Raw genomic sequence first — 18,729 nt, 5'->3', positions numbered from 1 at the left:
TGCGCTAAGCAAGGTGACAGGGGCAGAAAATGAGGCCATAGCGGGACGATTATTTGTCTGAAAATAAGCGGTTATTCAGTGATCGGGCTCTCCTGTTAACACTTCCGGGCTATACAGACCCGGTATGTCGCTGCAACATAAGCGCCGATGTCGGCTCCGGCTGGCAGCATCGACGTTTCTCAATAAGAAAGCGAACGGTAGCCCTCCATGCCATGCGTGTGAAGTCTGCCTGTTTGCCCTCTGACCCAATAAGGGAACCTATGATGGAAAGATTTATTAAATCTTTGTTTATTATTATTTTCTTTTTTGTTTTTACGGCGAGTGCGGCAGAAAAACTGCCTAATATTGTTATTTTGGCAACCGGTGGCACCATCGCTGGCTCTGCGGCAACGGTGACCCAGACCACAGGCTATAAAGCCGGTGCGCTGGGGGTGGAGAAGTTAATCAGCGCCGTACCGGAAGTAAAAACGCTGGCCAATGTAACCGGTGAGCAGTTCGCCAACATGGCCAGTGAAAACATGACCGGTGATGTGGTGCTGAAACTGAGCCAGCACGTCAACGAGCTGCTGGCACGCAGTGATGTTGACGGGGTGGTGGTTACTCACGGTACAGACACGCTGGAAGAGTCGGCTTATTTCCTGCAACTGACGGTGAAAAGCGACAAACCGGTGGTATTTGCCGCAGCAATGCGTCCGGCAACCGCAATCAGTGCGGATGGCCCGATGAACCTGCTGGAAGCGGTGCGTGTGGCGGGAGATAAGCAGTCGCGCGGCCGCGGAGTGCTGGTGGTACTCAACGACCGCATTGGCTCGGCTCGTTATATCACTAAAAGTAATGCCTCGACGCTGGATACCTTTCGCGCTAACGAAGAGGGGTATCTTGGGGTGGTGATTGGCAATCGGGTCTATTATCAAAACCGCATTGATAAAGTTCACACTACGCGTTCAGTGTTCGATGTGCGCGGCCTCTCTTCATTGCCTAAAGTCGACATTCTCTATGGTTATCAGGATGATCCTGAATACCTGTATGACGCGGCGATTAGCCACGGCGTGAAAGGCATCGTCTATGCAGGCATGGGCGCAGGCTCGGTATCCGTGCGTGGTGAAGCCGGTATGCGCAAAGCACAGCAGAAAGGTATTGTGGTTGTGCGCTCTACCCGTACCGGCAACGGTATTGTGCCGCCGGATGAGGCACTGCCGGGTCTGGTATCCGATTCGCTGAACCCTGCCCATGCCCGTATCCTGCTGATGCTGGCGCTGACTCGTACCAGCGATCCGGCAATTATTCAGGATTATTTCCATACCTATTGAGTGCTTCTGCCTTGGCGGAGACGATATAGGCTATCTCAGTCAGGCCACCAGCAGGTGGCCTGATTGTTTATGTATCCCTTGTATTCTGGCGTAACTTACCGCGTTTTACTGCAAGTGCAGCGTGTTGTGCTAGGTTTTCCGGCAATGCTGGCGTGAAGTGGCTTTCCCTGAATCCGGCAGGATGGAGGCTTTCTTAATGAGGATTGTTGCCTGTATGATTCTGCTCTTGGTTCTACGGGCAACGGTCTTTGGCAACACGGGCTACAGACGGCAGTGCTCGGAAAAATAAGGATACGTTGTGATATGACACAACCCATTTTTATGGTCGGTGCCAGAGGGTGTGGAAAAACCACCGTGGGCGGCGAGTTGGCACGGGCGCTTGGCTACGCGTTTGTCGATACGGATATCTTTATGCAGCAACGCAGTGGCCTGACGGTAGCTGATGTGGTGGCAGCAGAAGGCTGGCCGGGGTTTCGTCAGCGTGAGAGTGAAACGCTAAAGGCGGTGACACAGCCAAACCAAATAGTCGCAACAGGTGGCGGTATGGTGTTGCTGGCGCAAAACCGGCAGTTTATGCGCGAGAAAGGGATTGTCATTTACCTGCATGCGCCCGCACAGGCGCTGGCAAAAAGGCTCGAAGCCAGCCCGCAGGCGCATCAGCGTCCGACGTTAACCGGTCGGCCTATTGCTGAAGAGATGGAAGCGGTATTGGCAGAGCGTGAAGCGTTATACCAGGGGGTGGCGCACTACGTGGTGGATGCGACCCAGGCACCGGATACGATTGTGTCTGAACTGGTACAAACGCTGCGTTTGCCCGCAGCCTGACAGCATATCGATTTTTTAACAGAAAGGTTGGGTATTATGTTGAATGTAAACGAATATTTTGACGGGAAAGTCAAATCCATCGGTTTTGATGGCAGCCGTGTCGGTCGTGCCAGCGTCGGAGTGATGGAAGCCGGTGAGTACACTTTCGGCACTGCGCAGGCAGAAGAAATGACCGTGGTGAGCGGTGCATTGAACGTGCTGTTGCCGGGGGCTACGGAATGGCAGTTATTTGAAGCCGGCGCGGTTTTCAATGTGCCGCAGCAAAGCGAATTCCAGTTGAAGGTGACGGAGCCTTCTTCCTATCTGTGCCGCTACCTGTAATATTTTCAATATTGCCACGGTGCTGAGCAAAGGCTGCCATTTACGGCAGCCTTTCTTTATTACCAGCGCCATGTGCCGCTTGCCTGTTTCTCTTATCGATGTTCAGCAAACAGACTATTGTTGATGTCTCACTGTTTTCATTTCTCATTATGCGGGTTTTTAGGATAGCGTGATAATTTCGATTAATAATTATTGAAATCTGCAATAGCTATTTTTTATATATCTAATTCTTATCTTTGCTGTCACTTATTTCTGTCATAACTGAGCGGCATAATACTCCGGTGATAACGTTGCCCTGTTATCGTCGGCGTTTATCCTTGAGAAAGGGGAGCTTGCCTTGTTGTTGTCCAGTTTGCTGAAATATTCGCATACGCTCCGGCTTTTCTCTATGTATGTGCAGAGAATCCACAGCAATTCTTTTTATGCAAAAAATTGCAGATAAATCTGTAAATCTTTCTCCAGCCATTGTATTTTTTCTGCAAGTGTTCCCTTCTTCTGCTTGTGGTGTGGCAGCGCTGGATTAAAGGAGGAGATAGTGCTGGTTAAATGTGTTATGGCGTCCTGACAGATACGCCTCTGCATTATGGGGCAGGGTTTTGGTTATTTGAAAAAAATATTTCAATAATGATGTGGTCACTATGCTTAAAACTATTCGTGCTCGAATTTTAGTTGTTTGTACCGCTATCGTTGTGTTTTCTCTGGTTATTAATACCTTTTTAAATTACCGGGTTACGGATAAATACAATGATGAATCGATTAATAATTTACTGGCCGCTGTCACCGCGGGCCACAGTCTGGCGATCGGTGACTGGGTAGCAGGGAAAAAACAAATCATTACGTCGCTCAACCCCGTTGTATTGAGTAATGACGACCCGGTTGCGATGTTTAAACAGATGGCGGTGGCGGGGAATTTCATCAACGTGTATATGGGCTATGCCAGCCATACGGCCAAATTTTCCGACCCTGGTGGTATTCCTGCCAATTATGACCCGACGGTTCGCCCTTGGTATCAGCAAGCGGTCAGGGAAGGTAAAGCCGTGGCAACAGCCCCTTATCTGGATATGGCGACTAACACCATTGTGGTGTCGTTTGTTGCGCCTGTGCTTGATGGCAGTACGGTAAAAGGTGTGCTGGGCAGCGATGTCACCATGGACAGTGTGATAGCCAACGTGAAGTCCATCCGTCCAACACCGTCCAGCTATGGGGTACTGATTCAGGCTGATGGCACCATTATTGCGCACCCGGATGCCAAACTGACGCTGAAAAAACTGACTGAAATCGCGCCTGCGGTGAATCTTGACCAGATACTGAAGTCAGACCACCCGGTGCAACTGAGTATTAGCGGCCGGGATATGCTGGTCAGAACACAACTGGTCGCCGGAACAGACTGGTACGTACTGGTTGCGCTGGATAAAGCAGAAGCGACCGCAGGCATGAGTTCTCTGCTGTGGACATCCGTAGTGGCGCTGTTGGTTATCAGTATTCTCGGTACATTGATTCTGGGCCTGCTGGTGAATACCTCGCTCAAACGTCTGTCGCTGATTCGTGATGCGATGGATGATATCAGTCACGGTAACAATGACTTGACTCAGCGCTTACCGGATGATGGTCATGACGAAGTGACGCAAATCGCGCGTTCGTTTAATACGTTCGTCGATAAACTCAGCATGATCATGCTGCAAATCCGTGACATCAGCGCATCCTTGCAGAGCGCCACAGATGAAGTGGCTTCAGGCAATAACGATTTGGCCTCCCGCACCGATGCTGCCGCCGCCAGCCTGCAACAAACGGCCGCTGCGCTGGAGCAGATCTCGGCAACGGTAACGCAGTCAGCCGGGTCGGCGCGGCAGGTGAACGATCGTGCTCTGGCGCTGGCAAATGATGCCAGTACCGGCGGGAAGGTGGTTTCCGAAGTTATCAACACCATGGAGTCCATTGAAGTCGCTTCCGGGAAAATTGGCGATATTATCGGCGTCATCGATGGCATTGCCTTCCAGACCAATATTCTGGCGCTTAACGCCGCAGTCGAAGCTGCGCGTGCCGGTGAGCAGGGCCGAGGGTTTGCGGTGGTTGCCGGTGAAGTGCGTTCGTTAGCACAGCGCAGTGCCCAGGCGGCGAAAGAGATCAAGGTACTGATTGAGTCAACGGTACAGAGCGTGAATGTCGGTTCTCGTCAGGTTCGCCAGGCGGGAAATACCATGAGTGAGATTGTCGGGGGAGTGTCGTCGGTGACAACGGTGATGTCTGAAATTACCCATGCCTCAGAAGAACAGATGCGCGGTATTCAGGAAATCAATAAAGCCGTGGCGCAGCTAGACTCTATGGTTCAGCAAAACGCGGCGATGGTGCAGGAGGCGGCATCTGCATTTGCCTCGTTGCAGTCGCAATCGGAAGAACTGCACTCTTCTATCAGCCACTTCAGGCTGTAATGACATCCAACGACGCAAAAGGGTCGTAGGGTAACGCCAGGCCCCCGCAAGCCGATGCGGGGGCTTTCTTTTGTACTCAATATCTTTTTGACTCGATTGCCGGGGCGTAGGTGTCATCACGGATATGGTGCTGATGAGTGGCATACGCGCCTGTTAACCGGGTTAACGCTGTGCTTCACCGCCCAGAGCCTCGGTCAAACTGGCGATCAGCGCGGCGACTTCACCGGTCATCAAGGTAAAATCGGCATCAAAACGCTGGGCGACGTCATCCCGGTCAATATCATCGTTTTGCTCTCGTAGCGTGTCGGCAAATTTCAGGCGTTTTAGCGAACCATCGTCGGCCAGCACGAACTGAATGCGCTCCTGCCAGTCCAGCGCCAGCCTGGTGACGACTTTCCCGGCTTCAATATGTGTAGCAATTTCATCGCTGACCAGTTCTTGTTTTTTGCAGCGAATGACACCGCCATCTTCCAGCAGCGCTTTCAGTTCCGCTTCGTCTTGTAATGTGAAGCCGCCGGCCGTATGACCTGAGCGCACCCATTGCGTCAGTGTCAGCTCGATAGGGTTTTCCATCGTCAATGGCACCACTGGCAGAGAGCCGAGTGTTTTACGCAGCAGAGCCAATGTGTCTTCTGCTTTTTTAGCGCTGGCGGCATCGACCATAATCAGATGGTTGACGGTATCTATCCACAGCGATACCTGGCTAAACCGGCTAAAAGCACGAGGCAACAGGCTGTGCAGGATTTCATCTTTCAGCGCGTCTTTCTCGGTTTTTTTCAGTTTGCGATGTTGCTCGCCCTCAAGTTTGTCGATTTTTGCCTGCAACGCTTGCTTGATAACCGGAGCGGGCAGCATTTTTTCTTCTTTGCGGGCACAGATAAGAATTTGGCCATTGGCGGCATGCGTGAGTGCATCACTTTGTGGCCCGATTGGCGGCACCCAGCCAGTTTTGGTTATATCCTGACTGCCACAAGGCGTAAACGCGCAAGATGCCAGTTGAGTCTCCAGAGCATCGGCGGTGAGACGAATATCGCGGTTCAGGCGATAAACCATCAAATTTTTAAACCAGAGCATGTTTTTTCCCGGGCTGGCGCGTCTGTCATGTGGCTTACCCGCTGGTCGTGCCTCAGGCAGGATAGTGGGTCAACCGGGACAGATGCAGGGGTTATTCATGGCGGGCATGATAACGAATTGTGGTGTAGGACGGTACGATAATGTCATCATCGGATGGGCTTCAACGGAAATGCAGGTCAGCATGTGTTTTTCAGGTCAACACGAGTATTTGAGCCGATGACCGGCGGGAATAACGGGAGGTTATGTGCGAATAGGTATTGATCTGGGTGGAACAAAAATTGAAGTGATCGCGTTGACCCAGCAAGGGGATACGCTGTTTCGTCATCGGATAGCGACACCGCGTCATGATTATCAGCAGACGCTACAGGCGATTGTATCGTTGGTGGCAATGGCAGAGCAGGCCACCGGGCAACGAGGCTCGGTCGGTGTGGGCATACCCGGAACCTTGTCACCGGTAACCGGGCGGGTAAAAAATGCCAACTCCGTGTGGCTGAATCAACAACCGCTGGACAGTGATTTGGCGCACTTGCTGGCCCGCCCGGTTCGGGTCGCCAACGATGCCAACTGCTTTGCCGTGTCCGAAGCCGTTGATGGTGCGGCGGCCGGAGCCGAAAAGGTGTTTGCGGTGATTATCGGCACCGGGTGTGGCGCGGGTATGGCTTTCAATGGTCAGGTACACAGCGGGCGTAACGGCGTAGCCGGTGAGTGGGGGCATAACCCTTTGCCGTGGATGGATGCCGATGAATGGCACTATCAGCAATTGACGCCCTGCTATTGTGGCCGTACAGGATGCATCGAATCGTTTATTTCCGGCACCGGTTTTAGCGCTGATTACCGGCATTTGAGCGGCAAACACACCACCGCACAAGAAATAGTGGCGCAGGCGCTGGCGGGCGATAGGCTGGCCGGGCAGGCGATGGCGCGTTATGAGCAGCGCCTGGCCAAATCGCTGGCACATATTGTCAATGTGCTTGACCCGGATGTGATTGTCCTTGGGGGCGGCATGAGTAATGTCTCACGCTGGTATGACACCGTGCCCGCGTTGCTGGCTTCGTGGGTATTTGGCGGTGAATGCGATACGCCGATAAGACAGGCACGCCACGGTGACTCCAGCGGAGTGCGCGGTGCGGCCTGGTTATGGCCACAAGAGCAGGGACCCGCATAACGCTAACGCAGGCCCGTTGTTCCGACGTGCTTATCGTGCAATCCATGGGGCATAAGCCCCATGGCAGCTATTTTACGGCATACACATTATCAAGCTGGCTAATGCCAAGGCCGTTGCGTTTTTTGACGCGAATTTGTACCTGGATACGGTCTTTCATCGCCTCCACATGGCTGATAACCCCAATGGTTTTCCCTGAGGCATTCAGGTTATCCAGGACATCCAGTGCGGTATCCAGCGTTTCACCATCCAGCGTACCGAAGCCCTCATCAAGAAAGAGCGAATCAATGCGGGTTTTGGTACTCACCAGATCAGAGAGCGCCAGCGCCAAAGACAGGCTCACCAGAAAGCTTTCACCACCAGACAGAGTACGGGTATCACGCACGGCATCAGCCTGCCAGGTATCCGCCACCTGCAACTCCAGCGTGTCTGAGGTTTTTCGTTGTAGCAGGTAACGGCCATGCAGCCTCGACAACTGGCGGTTCGCTAAAAACACCAGGTGATCCAGCGTGAGCCCCTGAGCAAAGCGGCGGAATTTGTCACCTTTTTGTGAGCCAATTAGCTGATTGAGGTAGCTTAAGTCTTCACATTGCAGCTCTGCACGGGCAATGGCTTCAAGCAGTGCGCGCTGCTTCTCGCGCTGTTTTTGGTCACTAGCCAGTTGTTGCTGCAACTCGCCCTGATGCTCGACTTCGGCTTTTGCCATGGTGCCAAGGCTGATGATCAATTGACGGATATCCTCCTGGCTGACGCCGTCCGGCATTGACTCAGGGCGAGAAACCATGTGCTGTTCCAGTGCATTATCAGCCTGTTGCTGTAACGTCTCTACCTGCTGACGGCGCTGTTTGAGCCGCTCTTCAAGCGCCAGAAGTTGCGTGCGTTCTGTCTCATTGAGTAAGGCGTGACCAAAGGTGGTTTCATCGGCAAATCCTGCGGCACTGAGTGCGGCGGTGAATGCGCTTATCGCCTGTTGTAACTGGTTCTCGATGTGCTGTTCTTGTTGCTCCAGCGAGGTAATTTCTCCATTCAGGCGGCTGGCTTGAGACTGTGCGTGTTGCCACTGCTGCTGTGATTGCTGTACATCCTGCTCCAGCACCTGGCTTTGCTGGCGCAGTTGGGCCAGCGCATCGCTGATGCTCTGGTTGCCCATCAGTTGCCAGCGTTGCTGGCGTGCCTGCTCAAGCGTGCCCAGGGTATCAGCCAATTGCTGCTGGCCAACATTCAGGGCGGTTTCAATATCCGATAAACGCTGCTGGCTGGCGGTGATTTCAGCTTCCTGCGCTGCCAGTTGTGGCTGGCAGCGATGTTGCTCAAGCTCACTTTCTTGCCAGCGTAGCCACTCTGTCTGGCGTTGGCGCAGCCAGTCTTCCTGTTGCGCCAGTGCCGGTGCCTGTAACTGAAAGATGGCCAGCGTCTGGCTCAGGCTATCATGCAGGCGCTGTAACTCACGCTGCGTTTTCTCCAGTGACTGGCGCAACTCATCGCGTGCCAGTTGCAGTGACTCCCGCTGCTGGGCATTGAGTGCCAGTTGTTGTTGGGTATGTAATCGCAGTTTCTCGGCGGAGGTCAGTAAATCCTTACTTTCCTGAATCTGACGCAAACTGCGCTCACGGCTGGCGATGTGCGATTGTAGCGTCTGCTCTTTGGTGCTGGCTTCTTCCAGCCACTGATTCAGGGTGACGCTCTGTAGCGGGTCAAAATCAATCAGTAAGCGTTTACTAACAATCTGACACTGTTGCAGCAGGACATCAAAATCATGTTGCACACGCTGGATGGCATTGTGCTGTTGTTCGCGCTGTTGCTCCTGTAACTGCAATTGTGTGGTCGCTTGTACCACGCTTGCTTGCAGCGTTTCGACCTCCTGACGTAGCGCGTGTAACCGTATCTGGGTTTCACTGGGCCGCAATGCTTGATAACGCGCCACGGCAGGATGATGCGTTGCGCCGCACAACGGGCACTCTTTACCCGGTTGCAATTGTTGCCGCTCATTTTCCAGACTGACAATGCGCAGTTCTAATTCATGCCGTTTTTCCAGATCGGCCAAATGCTCCGCCTGGCGTTGATGTGACTGCCGCAACTGCGTTTGCTGTTGCTCAAGCGCCGCAATGCGCCGCTGGGTATCGAGATACTGTGCCTCAAGCGAGGTGCGCTGGCTCAGTAACTGTTGCAGCACGGCGCTGTGCGTGGCTAGCTGCTGGCGATCGGACTGCTGGGCAACGTGAGATTCCAGCTGTTGGCGCAATGCTTCCAGCGGTTGACTGGCTTCCTGCTGCGTGTATTGCTGCTGGTGTTCATTCAGTAATAGCTGCGCGCGCTCGCAGGCTTTTTGCTGGGCGAGGTGTTTTTCTGTCAGGGAAGCACACTGCTGTTCAAGATACTCTGACTGAATCTGCTGCTGTGCGGCTTTTTCCTGCCAGACCTGTAAGTCCTGCTGCCATTTTTGCTGCTGGGGAAACTGAGCCTGCCAGAGTGGAATGTGGCTGCCGAGAAACTGATGGCTGCTATATTGCTGGCGGTAGTTTTCCACTTCCGCGAGCTGTTGCTGGGTTTGCTCGCGCTGACGTTGCACTCTGGAGAGCGCGGCAATCAGTGTTTTTTGCTGCTCAAGCAGGCTGTCAAGCGCCTGCTGTTGCTGGGTTCGTTGGGTTTGCAGTGTTGAGATTTGATGATCGAGTGGCTGGATGCGCTCACTGATGAGCGTCTCCTGTTGCTGGCGCTGTTCTGCATGCTGCTTGCGCACGATTAGCGCTTTTTCTAATTGAATTTTCAGCAAGCTAAACGCATCTTGCTGGCGGCCAAGCTGCTGTCGCAACAGCGTTAACTGTGCTTGCAGGCGCTGTTTTTCTTTTTGCGCCCGGTCACGTTCGTTGAGTTGCGGGCGTAATTTTTCTGCCGGTTCGCTGCGGCGCAATTTCTCGATTTGGGTTTGTGACTGGCGCTGTAACTGTTCAAACGCATCGCGTTGCTGTTTTGCCTGACGCTGTGCCTGCTGGTGTTGCAACAGGGTGTCATGCCAGCGTTGATGGGTCATGATTTCTTCGCGTTGCAGTGACAACGAGTGTTCTTGCTGGCGAATGAAATCCAGTTGCTGCTCAAGTGAATGACGTTGTTCATCACTGAGTAATTCCAGCGTGGCGATTTTGGCTTTGAGCGTGTCGAGCTGGATGTGGGCTTGCTTGTGTTTCTCAAACACCCGTTCTGAAATGTGGCCATAGATATCTGTGCCGGTCAGCTCTTCAAGCAATTCGGCGCGCTGGTTAGCATCGGCGTTGAGAAAGGCAGCAAACTGCCCTTGCGACAGCATCATTGATTTGGTGAAACGGTCGAAATCGAGGCCGGTGATGTCATCGATCATCGCCAGCTTATCATTCACTTTGTCGGTGAGGATTTTACCCTCGGCACACAGCGCCAGTTCGACTTTGGGCGGTTGCAGGTTACCGTCCGGGCTGTTGTGCGCCCGCCGTTGGCTCCAGAAGGCGCGATAGGCCACGTTTTTTACTTCGAACTCCACCTCGGCCAGACAATCCGCGGTATGGCGGGTCATCAGTTCATTCTGGCCGGGGCTCACTTTCAGGCGCGGCGTTTGGTGGTAGAGCGCCAGACAGATGGCATCGAGCAATGTTGTCTTTCCGGCACCGGTTGGGCCGGTAATGGCAAACAGACTGTTGCTGGCAAAAGGCTCGCGCGTGAAATCGATTTTCCATTCGCCTTGCAGGGAGTTGAGGTTTTTCAGCCGCAAACTGAGGATTTTCATGCGCCCGCCTCCTGACGTTGTTCGTCAATGTCCTGCAACACCTGACCAAACAGGTTGCGCAGCCGCTGCCGACGTTCGTCATCAAGTTCAGCTTCTTGTGCCAGCCTGCGTTCGAAGACTTCGGTCGGTTGCAGTTCATCGAGCGTTTCGGTGTCGAGCTGTACCAGCATTTGCTGCTGCTGTTCCCGCGCCCGGCGTAGCAACAGCACATCGACATGCACAGAGGCGGTCAGCGTTTGAATATGCTGCTGTATGTCACTGAGGTAATCCTGCGTGGCGATTTCAATATCCAGCCAGACCGGCTTTTCACCCTGATAGTCACGAAAACTGGCCAGTCGCCGCTCGATTTCCGCCAGATTGCCTTTCACCAGTTGCATCGGCTGTTCTGCCGGGATGGGCAAGGTGCTGACATCCTGTAGTTTCCCTTGTTCAAAATGCACCAGATACACGGATTTTTCGTGGTTGAGCTCATCAAAACTCAGTGCGATAGGCGAGCCGCTGTAACGAATGTGCTCACATTGCGCGACCCGCTGTGGCCGGTGGATGTGACCCAGCGCAATATAGTCTGCCGGGGGGAAAGCTTGTGCAGGAAAGGCATCCAGCGTACCGATATAGATATCACGCACCGAATCTGAGGTGGCAACGCCCACCGTGGTGAGGTGCCCGGTCATAATAATCGGCAAATGTTCCCCAAGCGTTGCTCGTAGCGTGCAAGCATGCTGATAGCACGCTTGATAATGGCTGGCGATAGCATCCTGTAACGCTTGCTGTTTTTGCTCACCGGATTGCCCGGCTTTGCTGGCCAAAAGATCGCGGGCACGCAGAAACGGTATCGCGCACAAAATGGCTCCAGGCTCACCGGCACGATTATTCAGTACTAAGATGTGCTCCTGGATATCGCCATCAAAGCCGGCAATCACCTGGGTATTCAGGCAGGCGAGCAGCGAGCGGGATTCATTCAGCGTGGCGACGGAGTCGTGATTACCACCGGTGATGATGACCTGACAACCGGTAGGCTGAAGGGCTACCACAAACTGGTTATACATTTCGCGGGCATAACTGGGCGGTGTGCCGTTATCGAACACATCGCCTGCTACTATTAATGCGTCAGCCTGATGCTGTTCTACCTGGCGAACCAGCCAGTGCAGGAACGCCTGATGTTCAGGTGCCCGGCTGCGGGTGTAAAAGTACTGACCGAGATGCCAGTCAGACGTATGAATAATTCGCATGTGACTCCCTGCAGGTGAGTACAAACCACACCTTATTGCTGCCAAGGCTCGGGGGCAACAAGGTGTAACGACAGTGGCGCTAACCATTTTGTTCTGACGGTGTCATTGTTTTTACGGTGCCGTTTAAAGCGCCTGACGATACGCCGTGTTCTTATCATCGGCGATTATAGGCAGTCAGTTTAGGGCATGTCCTTTAATATCTTGCCTGAACAGGGTGGATTTGCCCGCTTTGCGAGCGGTTTTCCATGTTTGCGCCGGATATGCAGGCTGATAGTGGGGATGTGATGACCACGATATTCGCGCCAGGTTGCCACGCCATGAGCCGAGGGCAAGTGAGCAGGGCGGGGCTGGATTTTTCATAAATCTGTCATAAAACTGACGCATAATGCACACCGCATGCTACCCGTGACGATTAACGGCAGGATTGATATGGCAAGACGTATTTTGGTGGTGGAAGATGAAGCACCGATTCGTGAGATGGTGTGCTTTGTGCTGGAGCAGAACGGCTATCAGCCGGTTGAGGCTGAGGATTATGACAGCGCCGTTACCCGGCTGACCGAACCTTACCCTGAACTGGTGTTGCTGGACTGGATGCTGCCCGGTGGTTCTGGCTTGCAATTTATTAAGCACATGAAACGCGAAGCGCTGACCCGAGACATTCCGGTGATGATGCTTACCGCCCGGGGGGAAGAAGAAGATAGGGTACGCGGGCTGGAAGTGGGGGCTGACGACTATATCACCAAGCCGTTTTCGCCCAAGGAACTGGTGGCGCGGATCAAGGCGGTGATGCGCCGTATCTCCCCGATGGCGGTGGAGGAAGTTATTGAAATGCGCGGACTCAGCCTTGACCCTTCCTCGCACCGTGTGACAACACAAGATCATGCACTGGATATGGGGCCGACCGAGTTCAAGCTGCTGCATTTTTTTATGACGCACCCAGAACGGGTATACAGCCGTGAGCAGTTGCTCAATCATGTCTGGGGCACTAACGTGTATGTTGAAGATCGTACTGTTGATGTGCATATCCGCCGCCTGCGTAAAGCACTGGAAACCAGCGGGCATGACAAGATGGTACAGACTGTTCGGGGTACCGGATACCGTTTCTCAACGCGCTATTAATCGCGCCTTTGGTGGAGAACGTCGGTCGTGCTAGAACGTTTATCCTGGAAAAAGCTGGCGCTGGAGCTGGCTTTTTTTTGTTTTCCCGGTCTGCTGTTAGGGCTGTTTATCGGCTATCTGCCCTGGTTTTTGCTGGCCTCGGTCATCAGTGCATTGTGCTGGAATTTTTATAACCAACTGCGTTTGTCCTACTGGTTATGGGTGGATCGCAGCATGACGCCGCCGCCTGGCCGCTGGAGCTGGGAGCCGCTTTTTTATGGCCTGTATCAAATGCAACTGCGTAACCGGCGGCGGCGGCGAGAATTGGCCTTGCTGATAAAGCGCTTTCGCAGCGGGGCTGAGTCATTACCGGATGCTGTGGTCATCACCACAGAAGAGGGCAGTATTATCTGGTGTAACCGGCTGGCACAACATCTGCTGGGTTTTCGCTGGCCAGAGGATAATGGCCAGAATATCCTCAATTTGCTGCGTTATCCTGAATTTACCCAGTACATGCAACAGCAGGAGTTTAGCCGCCCGCTGACGCTGACGCTGAAAAATGCCCACCATGTGGAATTTCGTGTGATGCCCTATTCCGAAGGCCAATTACTGATGGTGGCGCGGGATGTGACGCAGATGCACCAACTGGAAGGCGCACGGCGCAACTTTTTTGCTAATGTCAGCCACGAGTTACGTACACCGCTCACGGTATTGCAGGGCTATCTGGAGATGATGAGCGACGAGTCGCTTGAGGGCACGTTACAAACCAAAGCCCTGCACACCATGCAAGAGCAGACTCGCCGTATGGATGGGTTAGTGCGCCAGTTGTTAACGTTATCGCGTATTGAAGCTGCCGCAGCGATTGATCTTACCGAGAAAGTGGATATTCCATTGATGCTGCGCTTGCTCAGGCGAGAGGCAGAAACCCTCAGTCAGGGGCGGCATGAAATTGTGTTTCGTGTCAACGAACAGCTGCAAGTGTTTGGTAATGAAGAGCAGTTGCGCAGCGCCGTCTCGAACCTGGTGTATAACGCCGTGAACCATACGCCATCAGGGACACGTATCGAAGTGTGCTGGCAACAAACACCGCAGGGGGCAGAGTTTCAGGTAAGTGATAACGGGCCGGGCATTGCACCGGAACATATTCCCCGCCTGACAGAGCGTTTTTACCGTGTGGATAAGGCACGCTCGCGCCAAACCGGTGGCAGCGGGTTAGGGCTGGCTATCGTCAAACATGCGCTGGGTCATCATGATTCCCGTCTGGAAATTATCAGTGAACAAGGTGCTGGCTCCCGCTTTTTATTCACCCTGCCAAACCGGTTGCTGGTTCGCTCAGTGCTGAATCAAAACGCCACCAATCCACAGTGATGAAACCGTCGCCGGCAGCGGCAGGGCTTGATTGTCATTGCCGCTGTGCCGAGAATAGCCGCTGTCTTCTAATGGAAATTGCCGATGAGTTTGACCTGCCGTTTGTCTGTCTTGCTGTTGTGCCTGTTAAGCCTGTGTGGCATTGCTGCCCCGCCGTCGATGCTGGCAGGCAATCTCTCCAGCGCCGGGTCTGATACGCTGGCAAACCTGATGACATTCTGGGCGGCGGATTTCACGCAGCATTACCCCGGCGTGAATGTGCAAATTCAGGCCGCTGGCTCGTCATCGGCTCCCACGGCGTTGGCGGCCGGGGCCGCGCAGCTTGGCCCAATGAGCCGGGCAATGAAAAGCAGCGAAATTGAGCTATTCGAACAACACTATGGCTACCCGCCAACGGCAGTACCGGTCGCACTGGATGCGCTGGTGGTGCTGGTTAATCAGGATAACCCTCTGCCGGGCCTGACATTGCGCCAGCTGGATGCCATTTTTTCTGTTACGCGGCGCTGTGGGGCCAGCAAAGCGGTGCAACGCTGGCAGGAACTGGGGTTGTCTGGTGTCTGGCAGCAGCGTTCATTATTGCGTTATGGGCGTAATTCGGCGTCGGGGACTTATGGTTTTTTTAAGCAGCAGGTACTGTGCGGTGGGGATTTTTTATCACAGGTCAATGAGTTACCCGGCTCAGCTTCGGTGGTGCAGGCGGTTGCTGCCTCGGTGAATGCGATTGGGTATGCCAGTATCGGGTTTCGTGCCAGCGGCGTTCGCGTGGTGCCGCTGGCCTACGGTGAGGCCGATGACTATGTGTTGCCGACAGCGGAGACTATCCGTAGCGGCCGTTATCCCTACACGCGTTATCTCTATATCTACGTCAATAAAGCGCCCGGCAGGCCACTGGAGCCGTTGACGGCGGCCTTTCTGGGGCGCGTGTTGTCGCCACAGGGGCAGGCACTGGTCAGTCAGGACGGGTATTTACCGCTGCCAGAGGCTACGCGTGAGCAGATTCGCCAGCAACTGGCCCTCTCTGAACCCTCTCTTCCTTAATACGCCAGAATCACGCCGCATTTCTCTGCGGTTTTTCTGGTGTTGTCGTGAGCGAATCGACAGCAACGTGAATTTTTTTCATCCGCAGTGAAAATTCTTCCATTGTGATTGCGGCGTCTGCATGACACGATGAACCCATATTAGCCATCTGGATGGCTGAAAAATTCAAGTGCGTAACTATTTCATTTAGAAATTAATTGATGGGCAGGCGTAAGCGAAACCGGTATTTCGCTTCAAGGCATGCCACATCGTTTGATGTGCAAGGGAGCACGACAGACATGACACAAGCTATTCCCCCTTTTCGCGCCGATGTGGTCGGCAGTTTATTGCGCCCGGCGGCGATTAAGCAGGCGCGTTTGCAGCTTCAGGCCGCAGAAATTGATGCCACTGCGCTGCGCCAGATAGAAGATAAAGAGATTCAGCGCGCGGTAGCGTTGCAGCGTGAAGCCGGTCTGCAACTGGTGACTGATGGTGAATTTCGTCGTGCCTGGTGGCATTTTGACTTTTTTGACAGCCTGAACGGCGTCGAGCGTTATGAAGCCGAGCAGGGCATTCAGTTCACTGGTGTACAAACTAAAGCCCGTGGCGTAAAGGTGACGGGGAAAGTCAGTTTTAATCCACAGCATCCGATGCTGGAGGATTTCCGCTTTCTGCAACGTGTTGCCGGTGATGCGGTCGCGAAAATGACCATTCCGAGCCCGAGTGTGTTGCATTTTCGCGGTGGTCGCAAAGTGATAGACAGCACGGTATACCCTGATCTGGCTGACTATTTTGACGATCTGGCGCAAACCTGGCGTGATGCCATCCGGGCATTTTACGATGCGGGCTGCCGCTATCTGCAACTGGATGACACCGTGTGGGCATATTTGTGCTCCGAAGATCAGAAACGCCAGATTCGCGAGCGTGGCGATGATCCTGATTTCCTGTGCCAGACTTACGCAAACGTGCTGAATAAAGCGCTTGAAGGCAAACCGGACGATCTGGTAGTGGGCTTGCATGTCTGCCGCGGGAATTTCCGTTCTACCTGGATTTCTGAAGGGGGCTATGAGCCGGTGGCGAAAACGCTGTTTGGTGACGTTAAGGTAGATGCGTTCTTTCTGGAGTATGACACCGAACGTGCGGGAGGCTTTGAGCCGCTGCGGTTTATTAAGCCAGGCCACCAGAAAGTGGTGCTAGGGTTGATAACGACAAAAACCGGTGCGTTAGAATCCGCTGACGCGGTAAAAGCCCGCATTGCCGAGGCTGCACGCTATGTTGCGCTTGACCAATTATGCCTGAGCCCACAGTGCGGGTTTGCCTCAACGGAAGAGGGCAATACCCTTTCAGAGGAAGAACAATGGGCCAAGCTGAAACGGGTCGTGGAGATAGCCGATCAGGTCTGGTCAGCGTGATCCTCTCTTAATCTGGAAAGGTATTTTTATAACGCCGGTTTTGCATACCGGCGTTTTTTATTTCAATAAGTTTTTAATATGGTTGATTATTGTTCTATAGCGGTTTTGTGGGGTTATCTTTTGCACTGAAAAGCGCGTTTATGCACAAATCATGTATAGATTGTTATTAAAATGACAACAGCATAAACCTTTTTTTATTTTAAATTTAGATTAATATCCTGCTTTACCGATCACGTATTGCCTTTTATCGCTATAAACGTTTTACTTAGCCCCCATTAACGCTGTGCAATAAATCCTCACATCTATAAACCTGCACATCGCACGAGCGTGCTGCTTTAGCGTGCGCTTGCTTGACGCCCGGTTTGACCGGCAACACCCTTTTTACAGGCAACAACAACATACATATGAGTCATCGTTTAACTTCCAAAGATATCGTGGCACTGGGTTTTATGACCTTTGCCCTGTTTGTCGGTGCTGGCAATATTATTTTCCCGCCTATGGTCGGGCAGCAGGCGGGAGAACACGTCTGGATTGCGGCATTCGGTTTTCTGATAACCGCCGTTGGCCTGCCGGTATTGACGGTGATAGCGCTGGCGCGCGTGGGCGGGGGAATTGATTCGCTCAGTAGCCCGATTGGCAAAAAAGCCGGTGTATTGCTGGCGACCGTGTGTTATCTGGCTGTCGGGCCGCTGTTTGCCACACCGCGAACGGCAACTGTCTCTTTTGAAGTGGGTATTGCGCCACTGATAGGTGCGGGTGCCACCCCGCTGCTTATCTACAGTCTCGTCTATTTTGCTATCGTGATTGCCATCTCTCTCTACCCAGGGCGTTTGCTCGATACCGTAGGGCATGTTCTGGCTCCGGTGAAAATCCTGGCGTTGACCGTGCTGGGTATTGCGGCGCTGTTGTGGCCGGCAGGTACATCAGCACCGGCAACCGAAGCCTATCAGCAGGTGCCGTTTTCAAGCGGTTTTGTCAATGGTTACCTGACGATGGATACCCTCGGCGCGCTGGTGTTCGGGATTGTTATTGTCAACGCTGCCCGTTCCCGTGGCGTGAATGATGCCGGTTTGCTGACACGTTATACCGTTCTGGCCGGGCTCATTGCCGGTATCGGTTTAACGCTGGTGTACCTGAGCCTGTTTTATCTGGGGTCTTTTAGTGGTTCTCTGGTGCCGGGCGCACAGAATGGCGCGGAAATTTTACACGCCTATGTGCAATTTACCTTTGGTACGCTTGGCAGCAGTTTCCTGGCACTGCTGATTTTTATCGCCTGTATGGTGACGGCGGTTGGCTTGACCTGCGCCTGCGCTGAATTCTTTGCCCAGTATCTGCCGCTCTCTTATCGCGCACTGGTCTTTATTCTGGGCCTGTTTTCCATGGTGGTATCTAACCTTGGCCTAAGCCATCTGATTCAGCTTTCCATTCCGGTGCTGACTGCGATTTATCCGCCTTGCATCGTGCTGGTGTTGCTCAGTTTTACCCGCCGCTGGTGGAACAACAACAGTCATGTCATTGCGCCGGTCATGCTGGTTAGCCTGCTGTTTGGCCTGGTGGATGGGATCAAATCCTCCGCGTTCGCTACCCTGCTGCCCGCCTGGATGCAAAGCCTGCCGATGAGCGCCCAGGGTTTGGCCTGGTTGCCACCATCATTGGTTATTTTGTTGGTGGTCGCGGTTTATGATCGTATTTCCGCCCGTCAGGAAGTGACGGCGCATTCCTGATTGATG

13 protein-coding genes are annotated in these 18,729 nt (G+C 53.4%); 10 read left to right on the top strand and 3 right to left on the bottom strand.

What is annotated here, in order from left to right; genetic code table 11:
• Nucleotides 1-263: 263 nt before the first annotated feature.
• From DAQ1742_RS14810 to DAQ1742_RS14795, 4 genes are all read left to right on the top strand, one after another.
• A complete protein-coding gene (locus DAQ1742_RS14810) occupies nucleotides 264-1,310 on the top strand; it encodes an asparaginase (RefSeq protein ID WP_035340446.1) in 1,047 nt (348 codons plus the stop codon).
• Between the two features lie 303 nt (nucleotides 1,311-1,613).
• Nucleotides 1,614-2,135, top strand: a complete 522-nt coding sequence (gene aroL / locus DAQ1742_RS14805; RefSeq protein ID WP_035340448.1) for a shikimate kinase AroL — start codon at nucleotides 1,614-1,616, stop codon at nucleotides 2,133-2,135.
• A gap of 36 nt (nucleotides 2,136-2,171) precedes the next feature.
• A complete protein-coding gene (ppnP, locus tag DAQ1742_RS14800; RefSeq protein ID WP_035340450.1) occupies nucleotides 2,172-2,456 on the top strand; it encodes a pyrimidine/purine nucleoside phosphorylase in 285 nt (94 codons plus the stop codon).
• Between the two features lie 638 nt (nucleotides 2,457-3,094).
• Nucleotides 3,095-4,885, top strand: a complete 1,791-nt coding sequence (locus tag DAQ1742_RS14795; protein WP_035340452.1) for a methyl-accepting chemotaxis protein — start codon at nucleotides 3,095-3,097, stop codon at nucleotides 4,883-4,885.
• Nucleotides 4,886-5,047: 162 nt separating this feature from the next.
• On the opposite strand, the gene rdgC is transcribed toward DAQ1742_RS14795, so the two are convergent.
• The gene (rdgC, locus tag DAQ1742_RS14790) at nucleotides 5,048-5,959 is read right to left on the bottom strand and encodes a recombination-associated protein RdgC (protein WP_035340454.1); all 912 of its coding nucleotides are present in this window, start codon (nucleotides 5,957-5,959) and stop codon (nucleotides 5,048-5,050) included.
• Nucleotides 5,960-6,203: 244 nt separating this feature from the next.
• On the opposite strand from rdgC, the gene mak reads away from it, so the two are divergent.
• Nucleotides 6,204-7,124, top strand: a complete 921-nt coding sequence (mak, locus tag DAQ1742_RS14785; RefSeq protein WP_035340457.1) for a fructokinase — start codon at nucleotides 6,204-6,206, stop codon at nucleotides 7,122-7,124.
• A 67-nt stretch (nucleotides 7,125-7,191) separates the two neighbouring features.
• Here the strand turns inward: mak and DAQ1742_RS14780 are convergent, their stop codons facing one another.
• Together DAQ1742_RS14780 and sbcD are read right to left on the bottom strand one after the other, a co-directional pair.
• The gene (locus DAQ1742_RS14780; protein ID WP_035340459.1) at nucleotides 7,192-10,875 is read right to left on the bottom strand and encodes an SbcC/MukB-like Walker B domain-containing protein; all 3,684 of its coding nucleotides are present in this window, start codon (nucleotides 10,873-10,875) and stop codon (nucleotides 7,192-7,194) included.
• A complete protein-coding gene (gene sbcD, locus DAQ1742_RS14775) occupies nucleotides 10,872-12,104 on the bottom strand; it encodes an exonuclease subunit SbcD (protein WP_035340461.1) in 1,233 nt (410 codons plus the stop codon). Before sbcD ends, DAQ1742_RS14780 begins: the two co-directional genes overlap by 4 nt.
• Nucleotides 12,105-12,533: 429 nt before the next feature.
• Here sbcD and phoB point away from each other — a divergent pair, with 429 nt between their 5' ends.
• From phoB to brnQ, 5 genes are all read left to right on the top strand, one after another.
• Complete coding sequence (phoB, locus tag DAQ1742_RS14770; protein ID WP_067486632.1) at nucleotides 12,534-13,223, top strand: phosphate response regulator transcription factor PhoB; 690 nt, start codon at nucleotides 12,534-12,536, stop codon at nucleotides 13,221-13,223.
• 27 nt (nucleotides 13,224-13,250) lie between these two features.
• A complete protein-coding gene (gene phoR, locus DAQ1742_RS14765; RefSeq protein ID WP_035340462.1) occupies nucleotides 13,251-14,570 on the top strand; it encodes a phosphate regulon sensor histidine kinase PhoR in 1,320 nt (439 codons plus the stop codon).
• Nucleotides 14,571-14,654: 84 nt separating this feature from the next.
• Nucleotides 14,655-15,608 (top strand): PstS family phosphate ABC transporter substrate-binding protein, encoded by a 954-nt coding sequence (locus DAQ1742_RS14760; protein WP_035340464.1) that lies wholly within the window; start codon nucleotides 14,655-14,657, stop codon nucleotides 15,606-15,608.
• Between the two features lie 278 nt (nucleotides 15,609-15,886).
• Nucleotides 15,887-16,999: a cobalamin-independent methionine synthase II family protein gene (locus DAQ1742_RS14755; protein WP_035340466.1), complete on the top strand. Its 1,113-nt coding sequence runs from the start codon at nucleotides 15,887-15,889 to the stop codon at nucleotides 16,997-16,999.
• Between the two features lie 404 nt (nucleotides 17,000-17,403).
• Nucleotides 17,404-18,723: a branched-chain amino acid transport system II carrier protein gene (brnQ, locus tag DAQ1742_RS14750; protein WP_035340468.1), complete on the top strand. Its 1,320-nt coding sequence runs from the start codon at nucleotides 17,404-17,406 to the stop codon at nucleotides 18,721-18,723.
• Nucleotides 18,724-18,729 lie beyond the last annotated feature (6 nt).

This window comes from Dickeya aquatica (assembly GCF_900095885.1).
Taxonomy (GTDB): Bacteria; Pseudomonadota; Gammaproteobacteria; order Enterobacterales; family Enterobacteriaceae; genus Dickeya; species Dickeya aquatica.
This window is presented reverse-complemented; position numbering and strand designations above follow the sequence as displayed.